Annotated in this window: 13 protein-coding genes and 6 pseudogenes; 15 read left to right on the top strand and 4 right to left on the bottom strand. The window is 67.9% G+C overall.

What is annotated here, in order from left to right; genetic code table 11:
* Positions 1-71 precede the first annotated feature (71 nt).
* The 7 genes from C7T91_RS32990 (at position 72) to C7T91_RS40100 (ending at position 5,886) form a co-directional block, all read left to right on the top strand.
* The gene (locus C7T91_RS32990; RefSeq protein ID WP_161556137.1) at positions 72-773 is read left to right on the top strand and encodes a hypothetical protein; all 702 of its coding nucleotides are present in this window, start codon (positions 72-74) and stop codon (positions 771-773) included.
* A complete protein-coding gene (locus C7T91_RS32995) occupies positions 683-1,312 on the top strand; it encodes a hypothetical protein (protein WP_161556138.1) in 630 nt (209 codons plus the stop codon). Before C7T91_RS32990 ends, C7T91_RS32995 begins: the two co-directional genes overlap by 91 nt.
* Entirely contained in the window at positions 1,309-2,913 is a 1,605-nt protein-coding gene (locus tag C7T91_RS33000; protein ID WP_161556139.1) for a site-specific integrase, read from the top strand. Before C7T91_RS32995 ends, C7T91_RS33000 begins: the two co-directional genes overlap by 4 nt.
* The gene (locus tag C7T91_RS27495) at positions 2,906-3,238 is read left to right on the top strand and encodes a hypothetical protein (protein ID WP_108263058.1); all 333 of its coding nucleotides are present in this window, start codon (positions 2,906-2,908) and stop codon (positions 3,236-3,238) included. Before C7T91_RS33000 ends, C7T91_RS27495 begins: the two co-directional genes overlap by 8 nt.
* Before the next feature lie 74 nt (positions 3,239-3,312).
* Complete coding sequence (locus tag C7T91_RS27500; protein WP_108263060.1) at positions 3,313-4,047, top strand: hypothetical protein; 735 nt, start codon at positions 3,313-3,315, stop codon at positions 4,045-4,047.
* 244 nt (positions 4,048-4,291) lie between these two features.
* Positions 4,292-4,870, top strand: coding sequence for an OsmC family protein (locus C7T91_RS27505; protein ID WP_108263062.1), 579 nt, complete (start codon positions 4,292-4,294; stop codon positions 4,868-4,870).
* Between the two features lie 341 nt (positions 4,871-5,211).
* A complete protein-coding gene (locus C7T91_RS40100) occupies positions 5,212-5,886 on the top strand; it encodes an NAD(P)-binding domain-containing protein (protein WP_108263132.1) in 675 nt (224 codons plus the stop codon).
* Here the strand turns inward: C7T91_RS40100 and C7T91_RS40105 are convergent.
* Positions 5,805-6,191, bottom strand: a pseudogene (locus C7T91_RS40105) (hypothetical protein); the annotation flags it as partial. The gene C7T91_RS40100 and the pseudogene C7T91_RS40105 sit on opposite strands and share 82 nt — an antisense overlap.
* A gap of 135 nt (positions 6,192-6,326) precedes the next feature.
* Here C7T91_RS40105 and C7T91_RS27520 point away from each other — a divergent pair.
* Positions 6,327-6,543 (top strand): annotated as a pseudogene (locus tag C7T91_RS27520) (acetyl-CoA carboxylase, biotin carboxyl carrier protein); the annotation flags it as partial.
* Between the two features lie 460 nt (positions 6,544-7,003).
* On the opposite strand, the pseudogene C7T91_RS40515 reads toward C7T91_RS27520, so the two are convergent.
* Positions 7,004-7,294, bottom strand: a pseudogene (locus C7T91_RS40515) (hypothetical protein); the annotation flags it as partial.
* Between the two features lie 322 nt (positions 7,295-7,616).
* On the opposite strand from C7T91_RS40515, the pseudogene C7T91_RS38150 reads away from it, so the two are divergent.
* From C7T91_RS38150 to C7T91_RS27550, 3 genes and pseudogenes are all read left to right on the top strand, one after another.
* Positions 7,617-7,934 (top strand): annotated as a pseudogene (locus C7T91_RS38150) (ATP-binding cassette domain-containing protein); the annotation flags it as partial.
* A 150-nt stretch (positions 7,935-8,084) separates the two neighbouring features.
* Positions 8,085-8,510 (top strand): ABC transporter ATP-binding protein, encoded by a 426-nt coding sequence (locus C7T91_RS38155; protein ID WP_269102637.1) that lies wholly within the window; start codon positions 8,085-8,087, stop codon positions 8,508-8,510.
* Between the two features lie 190 nt (positions 8,511-8,700).
* Positions 8,701-9,132 carry an alpha/beta hydrolase gene (locus C7T91_RS27550; protein ID WP_236638538.1) on the top strand — a complete coding sequence of 144 codons (432 nt, stop codon included), beginning with the start codon at positions 8,701-8,703 and terminating at the stop codon, positions 9,130-9,132.
* Between the two features lie 306 nt (positions 9,133-9,438).
* Here the strand turns inward: C7T91_RS27550 and C7T91_RS38160 are convergent, their stop codons facing one another.
* On the bottom strand, positions 9,439-9,579 hold the full coding sequence (locus tag C7T91_RS38160; protein WP_330848899.1) for an ATP-binding cassette domain-containing protein: 141 nt from the start codon (positions 9,577-9,579) through the stop codon (positions 9,439-9,441).
* 532 nt (positions 9,580-10,111) lie between these two features.
* On the opposite strand from C7T91_RS38160, the pseudogene C7T91_RS40520 reads away from it, so the two are divergent.
* The 4 genes and pseudogenes from C7T91_RS40520 to C7T91_RS27580 form a co-directional block, all read left to right on the top strand.
* Positions 10,112-10,933, top strand: a pseudogene (locus C7T91_RS40520) (FAD-binding protein); the annotation flags it as partial.
* Positions 10,934-11,060: 127 nt separating this feature from the next.
* Positions 11,061-11,316: pseudogene (locus C7T91_RS37210) on the top strand (heavy metal translocating P-type ATPase); the annotation flags it as partial.
* A 69-nt stretch (positions 11,317-11,385) separates the two neighbouring features.
* A complete protein-coding gene (locus C7T91_RS38165) occupies positions 11,386-11,508 on the top strand; it encodes a hypothetical protein (RefSeq protein WP_269102630.1) in 123 nt (40 codons plus the stop codon).
* On the top strand, positions 11,505-12,008 hold the full coding sequence (locus tag C7T91_RS27580; protein WP_108263068.1) for an aspartate/glutamate racemase family protein: 504 nt from the start codon (positions 11,505-11,507) through the stop codon (positions 12,006-12,008). The genes C7T91_RS38165 and C7T91_RS27580 overlap by 4 nt, the downstream gene beginning before the upstream one ends.
* Before the next feature lie 71 nt (positions 12,009-12,079).
* On the opposite strand, the gene C7T91_RS27585 is transcribed toward C7T91_RS27580, so the two are convergent.
* Complete coding sequence (locus tag C7T91_RS27585) at positions 12,080-12,790, bottom strand: DnaA N-terminal domain-containing protein (protein WP_108263070.1); 711 nt, start codon at positions 12,788-12,790, stop codon at positions 12,080-12,082.
* Positions 12,791-13,100: the final 310 nt, after the last annotated feature.

Below are 13,100 nucleotides of genomic sequence, written 5' to 3' on the forward strand. Positions count from 1 at the left end.
CCGTAAATTATCAGTAGACTGTATTTTGTTAATGTGTATAGGGTGTTGCTAGAAATGGTAGGTTTACAGATATGGAGCAGAGGGAGCATCTGGCAATCCGCATTGTCCCCGTCATGGGCGCAGACGGCATGGCCGGAGATCAGTGGCTCCTGCAAGCCCGCGACCCCCTCGAGCCGGACATCCTCGGCAGCCTTTATGCCGCCCACCTCCATGCCACGAGCGTCAAGGGCAACACCGCAAGGAAGGAGCTGGAGTCGGCCGCGGTCCTGCTGTCATGGGCGGCCGCCAATGCCCCGGACCTGTGCCTCCAGCTTGCCCGGGGGCACCCGCCGACCCTGACGCAGTGCCGGGCCTTTTTCTCCTGGCTGAAGGCGCGGTCCGGCATCGGCAGGACGGCGATTGCCCCAGCGGCCGCGGGGACAGTCAATGCCACGCTCCGCGGCGCGCGGCGCTTTTCCCGATGGGCCGTCTCCGAAGGCAATGCGGGCGATGCCGATGCCATGGCCCGTGCCCTCGAGGCGCATGGCAAGGTCTGGCGGCAGATCAAGCCGCTCGATGTCGCGAAGGAGGAGGTCGCCGAAGACCTGGAAGACGCGGAAATCCGGGAGATCGAGACATTCCTCGCCCATGCCGCGGCAAGCGGAGGGGCGGACAGCCGCGTTGCCGCCCGCGACTATCTCATGTGGCGGATGCCGATCGAATACGGATTGCGCATCGGCAGATCCTCGCGCTGCGTCTCGAGGACCTGCCGTCCCGGACACAGGATTGGCTGAAGATCCTGCGCATCGAGCACCGCGGCGACCTTGTCGACCCCCGCGAACCGAGGGCGCCGCAGGTCAAGACCCTCGGCCGCGATCCCGGCTGCTACTTCAGGAATTCGCGCTTTCCGCAGCTCTTCAGCCGCTACCAGTCGAGCCACCGCTGGGTCTGGGCCAGCAGGAAGAGCGGCGCCCGGTACCAGAAGACCCGGTTCGCACACCCCTATCTCCTCATCAACGCCACCGACGGCATGCCCCTGTCGATGCAGTGCGCCCAGCGGCGGGCCGCCTTCATCCGTGCGGAAACCGGCGTCGATTTCCATTGGCACGCGGCGCGCCACTCGTTCTTCAACCGGGCCTATGTCCTGATGGACGCCATCGAGGATCCGCTGAAGCGCGAGGACAAGCGCCAGGGCCTCGGCTACTGGGGCGGCTGGTCCTCCGAGGACAGTCTCGACATCTATACCGCAACCGCGCGCCGGAACAAGGCGCGCGGCGCCGCCCTCGTCCTCGATGGGACGGACGGCAAGGCAACCTGGAGCGCACTCGATTGACCCGCCGGGTCATCACCGACGACCTCCGGTTCAACCCGGAGACGGGGCTGTACCGGCGCGAGGACGGGGCAGAAGTCGCGCTCGCCCATGACGCCGGGCGCGACCTGTGGCTCTCGCCGGACGGGGCCGAATACGTGCAGAACCTCAACCGCATCGCGGACCCGGTCTATGTGCGGATCGATGGCGGGCTCTGGCGGACAAGGTTCAACGGAACTGTCTTTTCTATCGACTGGAACGCCTTCGACCTGCCTGCATGGGTCCTGCCGGAACTGAAGGCCGTGCTGATCCAGCGCCTTCGGGTCCGATGTCGACGGGAGTTGGCGAGGATGGGGACCATGCTCGCTGCGTTGCAGGACATGTCGCCGGCAGCCTTTGACGGGCACGCCTCGCTGGGCGACTTGACCGCCGCCGAACTGGCAGCCGTGATGCTGGGGCTCCAACCGGTCAGCGCGGAATATGCCGGTTATTTCAGGTCGCTCTACGCCGATCTTGAGGGCATGGGCCATCCCGGATGCACCGAGGAAAAGCTGGAGCAGCTCCGGCAATATCGGCTGTCGAGCAGGACCGCGTTGGCCGATGTGCGCGCGTGGGACCCCGGGTCCGGCGCGCTGACCACGTCTGAACTCGAGGTTCTGCGCGGCAACCTCCTGCCGCCGCCGCAGCCGGAAACCGACACGGAGCATTTTTCAAGGGTGTTGCTGCGCACGCTGGCGGCCCTCGGGCGGCGGCCCGCGCAGATGCTTGCCGTGTCGGCCGACGGCATTTTCCGCCGCCCGCAGGACCCGGGACTGCCCGCGGTCATCTACGTGCCCGGCGCGAAGGCGCAGCGCAACAGCGCGCCGCGGCCCTACGACCTTCCCGACGATCTCTACGACGACCTGATGCGTTTCGCGGAACGCCCGGCCATCCGGGAGGCGCAGGCGCATTTCGGGCTGTTTTTCGTGACGCCGCTGACGGACCAGACGCGCGTGGCCGGGCCAATGGCTGCCGGGGAATGCACGAAGCTTCTCCAGGACTGGATTGCCCGGGTCGGGATCATCAGTCCGCGGACGGGGAAGCCGCTGCATGTGACGCCGACCCGCCTGCGCCACACCGTCGCCACGCAGCGGGCCCGCAAGGGCTGGTCGAAGGCCGATATCCGCGAATTCCTGGAACACTATTCGGACAATGCCGTGGACGCCTATATCGACGCGGTCGGCAACGACATGACGCCGGCGCTCGAGCGCGCCGACCGGGCCCTGGGCGGAGTGTTCTCCGACCTGGCCAGCAGCTTCCAGGGCAAGGTCGTGCCCCGGCCCGCGGGGAAGATCGACAAGCCCGTCATCGTGCCCGACCCGGAGAACCGCGCGATCATCGGGCAATGCGGGAGGACCGGGACCTGTCCCCACAGCCCTTTCGCGGCCTGCCTCGCCGGATGCGCGCATTTCCTGTTCTTCCGCGATGCCGATGTCGGTGCCGCAGAGGATTACGTGCGCGGCGAGCACGAGCGCTGGCGGCGGGCCGAAGGCAATGCCCAACGCACCCGCATCCAGGACGACTTCGCGCGCATCCATGCAGGCCTCCGGGCGGCCGGGATAGCTGCGGGGATGGAAGATGGTTGATCCGGTCCTTCTCCGCGCGCTGAATGCGGTCAAGCCCGTGCTGCGGCCTGACGCCGGAGCCCTCGAACTTCTGCTGCCGGACGGCACCGGCTTTGCCGATGATGAGTGGGAGCTGGGCTCCTGGCATGGGACAGTTGCCCGGCCCCGCAAGGAGACGCTGACCTTCGGCAAGATCGCCCACCCGGACATGCGGGACGCCGCGAAGGTCATCATACTGGAACGGAGACGGAAAAAAGAGGGATCGGCCCAGTTCGCGCCAGACATTACCTTGCCGCGGCCCGGGCTCTCGGCGACGTTCTGGGCGCACGACCTCTTTCAGGCCTGACCTCCGGCGATGTCCACCTTGCCGAAGCGAAGCTGCTGGTCAAGTCCCGCGGCTACTTGGATGCTCTCGCGGCGATGGCCGGCGAGCTTCGGCGTCTCTACGGCATTGCCTTGGACTACAAGGCGCCGAAGACGGCGGCCGCCCGCCATGGCACCAAGGGGACCGATGAAGGCCGCTCCGCGAAACTCATCCCGGATGCGGTGCTGATGGACCTGCTCGCGCTTCTGCCGCGCGAGGATATCCCCGATGACGACCGGCTGCTGCTGTCGGCAATCGCGCTCAACCTTGCCTGCGGCTGGCGTGTCGGCGAGCTGGTCACGCTCCCCGCCGACTGCCTGTTCCGCGACGAGGGCCAGCTCTATGTCCGCGGCTATCCGGCCAAGGGCGGCAAGATCGCCCCGAAGCTCGTGGCGCCTGCCCTTGCGCCCATGGTGGAGGAGGCCGTTGCCGCCATCCTCCGCCTGACCGGGCCCGGCCGCGCGATCGCGAAAGCCTGGCCGCTGGCCGGCGATCCCGACTGGCGCACGGTGCTCGGGGACGACACCGCAATCCTGTATTTCGCCCGGAAGCTCCTGCATCGCTGGGGATCGGACCCGGACCACCGGCTGATCAATCCCGACGCCGCCTGGAGCCGGATCCACGGCTGGGCTTTGATGATGGGTTGGGTAGCCCCTCCTGACGGCACTTGTGCCACGGTGATCCGGATAGGATCAGGAGGGGCTACCCAACCCATCATCAAAGCCCATGCAAGGCGCAAGACAAAGGAAATTTTCGACCGCGACAGGTCCGAGATCGAACACGTGGCCTGACCTCAGCCGGGGAAAGCGGCATCACGCCCCGACGGTGACTTCTGCAAAAATGCCCGTTTGAGGGCCGGAGTCGCGCAATGTGCGAACTTGGGCGGCGGCGGCCTGATCCCTCCGAATTCGCCGCGTGAAACGAATGAAACGGCCCGCACAATCGGCCTGAAACATGCAGGCGTCAGAACTTCCGTCCATCGGAAGGGCACAGCGCCCGACGAGTTCAAAGCACCCCATGGACAGGAGTTCAGACATGACGGCCCAGACCCTCGAAAAGCCCGCCAAGACCGCCATGAACGGCGTCGACGTGCCCGCCTTCCTCGCCACGCTCGGCGTGGTGGGCGAGACCCCGCAGATTGCGCATTTCACCTTCCGCGCCGATGGGGAGTGGCTCTCGGGCACCCATAGCCGCACCGCCTTCACCGGCTTCCACGGCGCCATGCAGGACATGCAGCACCGCCGCGGCTACGCTGTCGAATGCGATCATCCGCAGGTGCTCTGCGGCGCCGACAACGGCGTGACCCCGGTCGAGCTGCTGCTGGCGGCGCTGGCCTCCTGCATCACCGCGGGCATCGGCAACATCGCCTCGATCCGGCAGGTGAAGCTGGACGCGGTGGAGACCAGGATCGAGGGCGACATCGACCTCAACGGCATCCTCGGCCTCGACAAGACGGCCCGCAACGGCTTCAGCGGCATCCGCATGGCCGTGACCATCCGCGGGGACGCCCCGCAGGACAAGCTGCGCGAGATCGTCGAGCAGTCGGTCGCCCGCTCCGCCGTCTTCGATGTGCTGGGCAACGGCGTGCCGGTCTCGGTCGAGATGGCCGCCTGAGCCGATCCGCTCCCCGACGGGACCGCCCGCGCTGGCCAAGACGCGGGCGGTCCGCATCTGTCGCCAGAATTATAGTCCGCGCCCGATGCGCGGCGTCCAAGCTCTCTGCCCCCGCGGCTTCGGCAACGTCGCCTTGGGCGGCTCCTCGGCCGACAAAGGCAGCTTTGGACCCGCCCGCCTTCTCCCATCCTCCCTGACGGCCCGCCGCGTCTTGCTGCGGGCCGTTTGCTTTGGTCGCGGCCGGGCCTGTTGAAACAGTCGAAACGCGGAAGCCGCTTTCCCGAGGCATTGGCGAAACGCGGCGCGGTCAGTCTCGGGAGAAATCGCAACGGAGCAGCCCCATGAGCACCGCAACCAGTGTCCTGATCCTCGGAGCCGGCCAGGCCGGCCTCGCGCTAAGCTGGTCCCTGTCGCAACGCGGCGTCGACCACATCCTGCTCGAGCGCGGGCGGGTGGGCGAACGTTGGCATTCCGAGCGCTGGCCGGGGCTGCACCTGCTGACCCCGAACTGGATGAACCGCCTGCCGGGGCCCTGGATCGATGCGGAACCGGATGCCTTCATGTCCGCCGCCGATTTCGCAGGCCGGCTCGAAAGCTACCGCGAAGCGATCTCGGCCCCGGTCGTGTCCGGCTGCGAGGTGCAGTCGGTCGAGCGCGGGAACGGGCGCTTCCGCGTGGTGGCAGGCGGGCGGCAGTGGTTCGCCAGAGCCGTGGTCATCGCCACCGGCGCCTGCGACAGGCCTGCGGTTCCGGCATGGGCCGAGGCGCTGCCGAAGGAGATCGCCCAGGTCGTGCCCTCGGCGTATCGCGGCGCGGACGAGCTGTCCGGGGGCGGGCCGCTGGCCGGGGCACGCGCGAAGGGATGGTGCGGCGCGTCCATCGCCAGATCGGTGGCGAAGCGCTGGAGCTGCGCCACGACCGGCGCGATCTGCGCCACTTCGGGCGGCAGATCGCGGCAGATCCAGTCGAGCGGATTCACCCGCGCGCAGATGCCCCCCAGGATATTCGCGCCATAGATGACCTCCGCGGCACCGGCGAAATCGCCCTCGGCAATCCGCGCGACGAAGCCTGGAATGTCGATCCCGTCGGGACAGGCCGCGGCCAGCCGGGCCAGCGCCTCCGGCGGGCAGGCCCGCGCGGCGGCGACGGCCTCGTCCGGGGAGAGCGCGGCCGGCGTTCCGGCAAAGTTCCGCTCCAGCGCCTCGTCATCGAGTCGCCTTGCAGCAATTCCGGGAGTCGCGATGTCGGGGGCCATGGGCAGTTCTCCGCTTCCGTTCGGCTCGGTCACGAGGTCGTTAAAGCCCTCCGGGCGGCCGTACATTGAGCGAAATCAAGCGAATCTGCCGCATGGATCTTGCCAAAGCTGCCTGCGACAGCTTTCCACTCCCCGAAAGCTGCCATATATGACCGGACCAAGACGGGCGTTCAGCCCCAAATTGGATCGAACGAGGCACGCATGACCGACAATCCGCACGGCGCCGATGTGGCGTTTATCGAAGCTCTGGCGAAGCTGCTGCGGGAGAACGACCTGAGCGATCTCGAGGTCAAGCGCGAATACGGCGAGGATGACAGCCTGACCGTCCGCGTCAGCCGCACCCTGACCGTCGCGCCCGCCCCGGCCGTCGTCCATGCCGCAGCCCCGGCCCCTGCCGCCGCGCCGGCTCCGTGGTCCAGGCCGAGCAACGAGCGATACTGGATCGGCTGTATGACGGTATCGCTGATGCGTGCAGTAGCTGCGACACCCGTTGGCTGAGCAGCGATGAGCAGGCTAACCTGAAACGATACTTCCGCGAGCATGTGGATGTTTCGCGGTACGNTACCCTGCCCAATGTGGTGATTCTGGAACACGATGCCTACCAGAACTACATCCCTTGCAAGTACACGGGGAAGTTCAGTGCTCACTACCGGCGTATGCCATGGGTACGCATCATCNTTGGCATCATAGATGCGCGTCGCGACCGAGTTGTTATAGGTCGTCGGATCGGTGCGCACGAACGGCTTGGCCGCGGTGGGCGTCTTGACGGTCGAGGTCGCCGACAGCTGCACCGCGGTCGAGACGTTGGCGGTGCCCTTGGGCGTGCCGNAACCCTGCGCGTCGACGACGTTGTTGTTCGAATCGACCGAGAAGCTGCCGTTGCGGGTGTAGGCGAGCGCGTCGCTGACGCCCGTGGTACGCAGCGTGAAGAAGCCTTCGCCGACCGGCCGCCTCTTCGCCGAGACCAACCGCATGGCGGAGGCGCTGGGACGCCGCGCGCGCGAGGTGGAGGCCGACTGGGCGCGGCTGAACGAGATCATTGCCGCGCGGACCGAGGCGCTAAGGGCGGCCAATGACCGGCTCGCCGCGCAGGANACCGTAATCTCGATGGAGGCGCAGATCGGCGCTGCCGTGCCGGACCCGGAGCTGGCCGGGGCCTTCGCCACCATCCGCACCCGGGCCGAGCGGCTGAACCGGCGGATCGACGACCTCGGTATCGGTGTTGTCGAGACATCCAGGCACAGCCAATACAAGCCCGGTGACTTTGTGCAGGGCTTACTTAACTGGCAGACCTACATACTTGCTCATGGCGATCAACTGGCAAGACTGAAAGTTGCCGAAGGCGTTCCTCTCACAACCTANGGCTGCAGCCGGCGCCGTCGGATCACTGGTAGGGCAAATGGGCAAGCTTGAGGGCTGCCGGGTTGTCGGTATTGCCGGCAGTGACGACAAGTGTCGCTGGCTTGTTGAAGACCTCGCAGCGGCAAGACCACGGTCGGCAAGCTGATCCTGCGCGCGGTCGAGGCCGACCGGGGCAGCGTGACGCTCGGCAGCGGCCCCGGGCAGATCGACGTGCTGGCCGCCGAGGGCGACGCGCTGCGCCGCCTCAGGACGCGGATCCAGATGANGCCCTTGGCCATCCATGGCCGCGGCACGCCGGAAGAGCGCCGCGCCATCGTCTCGTCGCTGCTCATGGCGGTCGGGCTCGATGACGGCGCGGCCGCGCGCTATCCGCACAGCCTGTCCGGCGGCCAGCGCCAGCGCATCGGCATCGCCCGCGCCCTGACGCTGGCGCCCGACCTGATCGTCTGCGACGAAGTCAGCTCGGCGCTCGACGTTTCGGTGCAGGCCCAGATCCTCAACCTGCTGAAGGACCTCCAGCGCCAGCTCGGCCTCACCTACCTGTTCATCTCGCACGATCTGGCCGTGGTCCGCTACATGGCCGACCGGATCGCCGTGATGTGGCGCGGCCGGATCGTCGAGATCGGCCCCTGCCAGACGATCCTCGACAGTTCGGTCCATCCCTATACCCGCGCGCTGATCGCCGCCGTGCCCCATCTCGATCCGGCGCTCCGGCAGGTCGGGGAGTCGCATGGCCGGTCCTCGGCGGAGGCGTCGCGCGACTGGCCCGAGGCGTTCCGCGAGCGCCCCGGCGAGCCGCTGCACCTGGTCGATATCGGCGGCGGCCACCAGGTGCGTCCTGATCGTGCGCGACTGACCGTTCCGGTGCGCTCCTGCGTATGCAGGAACACGGAGGGCCGTTTTCATCATTACGTGGGCTGTTTACCTGGCCGTCAACCGCAGCAACCGTCCACCCGATCCCTTGCCGCCATCCTCCAGCAGCCAGANCGCGGATCAGCGACTTGTCGGACAGCGCGGCGATGAACAGCGACCCCCGGTATTGCGGGAACATCGCCCCCGAATAAGCGATCATCCCGCCCGGCGAGATCGACGGATTCCACCAGGTGCTGATCCATGGCCGCTGGGCCTCGGCCGCCGCGATCCTGCCCCTGGGCGAAGGGCTGGGCCTGCCGGATCTGGCGCTGGCCGCGCCCGAGGCCGAGGGCAATTCCTGGTGGCCGACCTCCTTCCTCGCGCCGCAGGACAATATCGAGGCCTGCCGCGGGAGCGGATCGGGCTCGCCGGGTTCAGCCAGGGCGCCTGCCTCGCGCTGGAATACCTGGCGCGCAACGGCGGTCCCTTCGCCGGGATCTTCGCCTGCTCGGGCGGCCTCGTCGGCACCGCCGATGGCGGCGGCCCGCCCCTGCCCGGGCTCTACGGCCAGGCCGAGAAGCTGTTCGATTACGGCACCGACCTGAGCGGGATCCGCGTGCGGGTCTCGAACCACGAGGAGGACCCGCATATCCCGATGGCGCGGATCCGCCGCTCGGCCGAAGTGCTCTCCGCGCTCGGCGCCGATGTCACCGTCGAGACCGAGCCCGGCAGCCATCACGGCGTGCTGCAGGGCGACGTGACCGCGATGCGGGCGGCGTTCAACCGCCCGTGACGCCCGCCGGAACGGCCTGCCCGGACACCACCGGACAGGCCAGCCGGCGGTCCGGTTTGCATCGACTTAAGGTTTTGGGGATGACGGTGGCACGGGTTTGGACCGGTGTCCTCATGCAGATCGTCGTCGTCGATTCGAGCCAAGTCGTCCTACGCGTGATCGGATCGTTGCTCGAAGCCCGAGGGCACACGGTCCACGAGTTCANCCGGGTTCTGATCACCAGCCTCGAAGTCCGGCCGATGAATGGCCTGGAATTGTGCTGGGCCGTGCGTCTGCTGGCCGAGGACCGGCGTCCCCTGCACATCATCACGATGTCCTCCGGCCGGAGTCGGGGGAGCGCAGCCCGGCGAGCATCCCGAGCAGGCTCGACTTGCCGTCGCCGTTGCGGCCGACGATGCCGATGCGGTCACCCTCGTTCACGCCGAGCGAGACGGAGTCGAAGACCACACGGGTCGGATATTCGAGATGCANGCCGGGGTCACGCGGTCCGCTCGAACAGCTCCATCGTCGTGTTGTAGTACGCGCCGGTCGGTCCGAGACGGGTCAGGCCGATCCGCTCGCACACCCGTTGCGACGCCGTGTTCTCGGTCGGTGACGTCGTAACCGTTGAAATTGACGCGCGGCGTCCGGCCGGCATCGAAATCATAGTCGATGCGTGGCACGACGAAGGCGGTGTCGACGACATATTGCCGGCTGGTGACGTCGCTTTTGTTGTAGGTGAATTCGCCCGACAGCANGAAATTGTTGCGGGTCGTGATGGTTCGCGCGACCGGCCGGTTGCCGGTTTCCGCCGATGCGGCCGATCCGTCCTGCACCGTATTGACGGTGACATCGCCGGCCTTGGGAAGCCCCTGGGACGACTATCACCGCCAGCCGACGTTCTCGGGCGGTGCTTCGCGCTTCGCGGCGGTGCAGCTCGGCGGCATCGAGGCGGTGTTCTACGCATGGCGGAGGCATCTCGCCGAGACCGGCCGAGGCAGTGACCCGCACCAGCTCGCACGCNGACCGTTACCGAGGACGAACTCACCCCCGAGCGCATTGTCGCCTTCGTCAACTTGGCCAGGTTGGCCATCGATCGAGCTGGCATAGAAGTTCTGCAACTCGCCCACCGCTCCGTCGGCCAGCACCGCGGCGGTGCCCGCGCGGCGCAGCCGGGGCATCTTGCCCGAGAGCCACATCGAAGCCAGCAGGTCGGCCATCAGCAACAGCAGCGCCGCCGAGAGCACCCCGCCCTTCAGCGGCGTCTCGCGGCGGATGTCGAGACCTTCAATGCGCTCCGGCCAGGCGGTCGGCGTCAGCACGGTGTCTGCTCCCATCACGTTCAGCGCCAGTCGGCGGTCGCCCTCGGCATAGACCCCCGGCGGCATGTCTGCGGCAGGCGCGGCGGCGGCCAGACGGCATCGAAGGCGTGGCACTGGAGGACGGCACGGAGCTTCGTGCCCGCCATGTCGTCCTTGCCACAGGCGGGTTCGAGCGCGACAAGGTCCGCCGCGCGGCGCATTTCGCCGGTCCGCTCGACCTGATCGCCTCCGCCCCCGGCAACACGGGCGACGGCCAGCGCATGGCCGAAGCGGCTGGCGCGCAGATGGCGCGGATGGACCAGGCCAATATCGCGCCGGCCCTGCCCGGACGCCTTGCCGGAGAGACCCTTCCGGTCGGCACCTTCCACCACCGCGAGCCCGGCGCCTTCCTCGTCGACCGCCATGGCCGCCGCTTCGCCAACGAATACCTCTTCAATCTCGGCGAGGTGCTGGCCGAGCGCGCGCCCGACGGCACGCCGCGGCATCTGCCCGCCTGGCTGATCCTCGACGAGGCCTGCCTGCGGCGGAGCCCGGTCTTGCGCTGGTTCCTGACCCGTCACGGGCAGGGTTTCCGGCAGAGCGCGGCGACGCTGTCGGAACTGGCCGCGCGCATCGGCCTCGACCCGGCCCTGTCCGCTGATCCTCGCCGTGCCGGTGGCGCTGGTCGCGGGCCTGTCGCGGGCGGCGCGCGAGGGCGTGCTGATCAAGGGCGCGCGTCCGCTGGAGGCGATGTCGCGGATCCGGACGCTGGTGCTCGACAAGACCGGGACGCTGACNCCGCCCGCAGATCACCGCCATCGACAGTGCGGACGGGCTGGCGCCCGACGAAATCCTGCGTCTCGCCGCGGCGCTCGACCAGGCGTCGAAGCATCCGGTGGCAAAGGTCTCTAGGAAGCTGCCGCCGGAATACGGGACGGGCGGTCGCCTGTCCGGTGGCGGAGGAGCGGGCCGCATGACCCGCCGCCTCGCCCTCCTGAACCCGAACACCAACGCCGCCACGACCGCGATGATGGCCGCGATCGCCGCATCCCATGTGCCGCCGGGCATCGCCGTCGAAGGCCCCGCCAGGTCGTGACCGTCGGGCGCAGCCTTGCGGCGGACGGGGTCGGCGGACTCCTCGTCTCGGCCTTCGGCGATCCCGGCCTGGCGCAGTTGCGCGAGCACGCCGGCGTTCCGGTCACCGGCATTGCCGAGGCCGGCATGGCAGAGGCCGCCCGCCACGGACGCTTCTCGATCATCACCACCACCCCTGCCCTGCGGGATTCGATCCTCGGCAAGGTGCGTGACTACGGACATGCCGGCCGACTGGTCTCGCTGCGCATCTCGGACGGCGATGTCGCCGCAGTCATGTCCTCGCCCGCAAGCATGGCCGAAGCACTGGCGGCGCTTGCACTCGATTGTGCCGCGGAAGGCGCGCAGGCCGTGCTTGTCGGCGGCGGGCCGCTGGCGGCAGCGGTCCCGGCCGTGGCCGCCTCTTGCCCGCTGCCGGTCATCGAGCCCGTCGCAGCCGGCGCCCGCTGCCTTGCCGCCCTGATGAGCGGCCAGGATACCCCGCTGTCCGCGCCAGTCGCCTGACCCGGCCGGTCAAGGGGCATGACAGGGCGTCCGGCTGTCAAGCCGGGCGCCTTTCTGCATTTCGGGACAGCTCATCCCGCCGTGTCGGGCCAGATCAGGTCCAACGCCCGGATCGACGGATCGCAGGCGGATGCCACAGCGAGAATGCGCATCGGATAATGCGTCTCGACATAGGAGGCAACGAAGCGCGACGGCGCCATCAGCGTCAACCTGCCATCGGCCGCATCGACCTGGGTCAGCCGCGAAAACCACGCATTCGCCGTAGCAGGATCAGCATGGGAGAGCTGTGCCAGCGCTTCCGACCAAAGTGACCCGTCGCCCGCAGGCAGCTCTGCAGAGGTCCTCTGGAGCGGCACGACATTGGCAGCTGGCGGCTCCTGCGGCCCGGCCATGCGGGCCGCGAAATCCGGCCCAACGGCCGCCCAGTAGGGCTCGCTGGCCCTGAGGACTTCGTCGAAGAGAATCCGGTACTGTGCCACCCTGCCCCGCGCTGCCGGCACCGAGACTTCGATCCAGCCGCGGCTCCGCATGGTTGCCATGTCGCGCTTTGCCGTCCGCTCGGTGACGCCCCACATCCGGGCGATCTCCTTCTGCCCGACCATGAAGCTGTCCTGGCGCCAGTTGTAGCGCGCTGTGATCAGCAGGGACAGCCGCAGGGCAAGCCGGGCAGTTTCCGGATCGGCACAGGTTGCCGCGACCAGCAGTGCCGTCAGGATGTCGTATTTCAGCGATGCGCTGCCGGGCCCGGCAAATGCTGCGCCTTTCCCCGATGGGGACGCCATCCCTGTCTGCATTTGTGCCATGTCGCGAAGCTCTGCCTGTCGTGTGTTGGCCGGGTTGCGCTCTGTTCTGGCGGTTGTTCAAACGCTTTTCCCGATCTTGCGGTGATTAGCGTTCAGGAGCGGGGCAATGTCAAGGATTCGCGATCAGTGGGTCAGCAAGCAGCCTTCCTGAACCGGAAGGATCCGGTTGGAATAGGTATTGGGGGGCGTCTTGGATGTCCCTCCAAATGCATGGAATGTCCCCCCAAGGCTGGCGTATCCGGAGACGATGTCCCCCAATCCGTGGATTGGACCACGTGATTCCCTGGTC

The organism is Mangrovicoccus ximenensis, assembly GCF_003056725.1.
GTDB classification, from domain to species: Bacteria; Pseudomonadota; Alphaproteobacteria; order Rhodobacterales; family Rhodobacteraceae; genus Mangrovicoccus; species Mangrovicoccus ximenensis.

Bases quoted from the DNA above. Each gene is read 5' to 3' on its own strand.
- C7T91_RS32990 (WP_161556137.1), top strand. From the start codon at position 72: ATGGAGCAGAGGGAGCATCTGGCAATCCGCATTGTCCCCGTCATGGGC.
- C7T91_RS27495 (WP_108263058.1), top strand. From the start codon at position 2,906: ATGGTTGATCCGGTCCTTCTCCGCGCGCTGAATGCGGTCAAGCCCGTG.
- C7T91_RS27500 (WP_108263060.1), top strand. From the start codon at position 3,313: ATGGCCGGCGAGCTTCGGCGTCTCTACGGCATTGCCTTGGACTACAAG.
- C7T91_RS27505 (WP_108263062.1), top strand. From the start codon at position 4,292: ATGACGGCCCAGACCCTCGAAAAGCCCGCCAAGACCGCCATGAACGGC.
- C7T91_RS40100 (WP_108263132.1), top strand. From the start codon at position 5,212: ATGAGCACCGCAACCAGTGTCCTGATCCTCGGAGCCGGCCAGGCCGGC.
- C7T91_RS38165 (WP_269102630.1), top strand. From the start codon at position 11,386: ATGACCCGCCGCCTCGCCCTCCTGAACCCGAACACCAACGCCGCCACG.
- C7T91_RS27585 (WP_108263070.1), bottom strand. From the start codon at position 12,790: ATGGCGTCCCCATCGGGGAAAGGCGCAGCATTTGCCGGGCCCGGCAGC.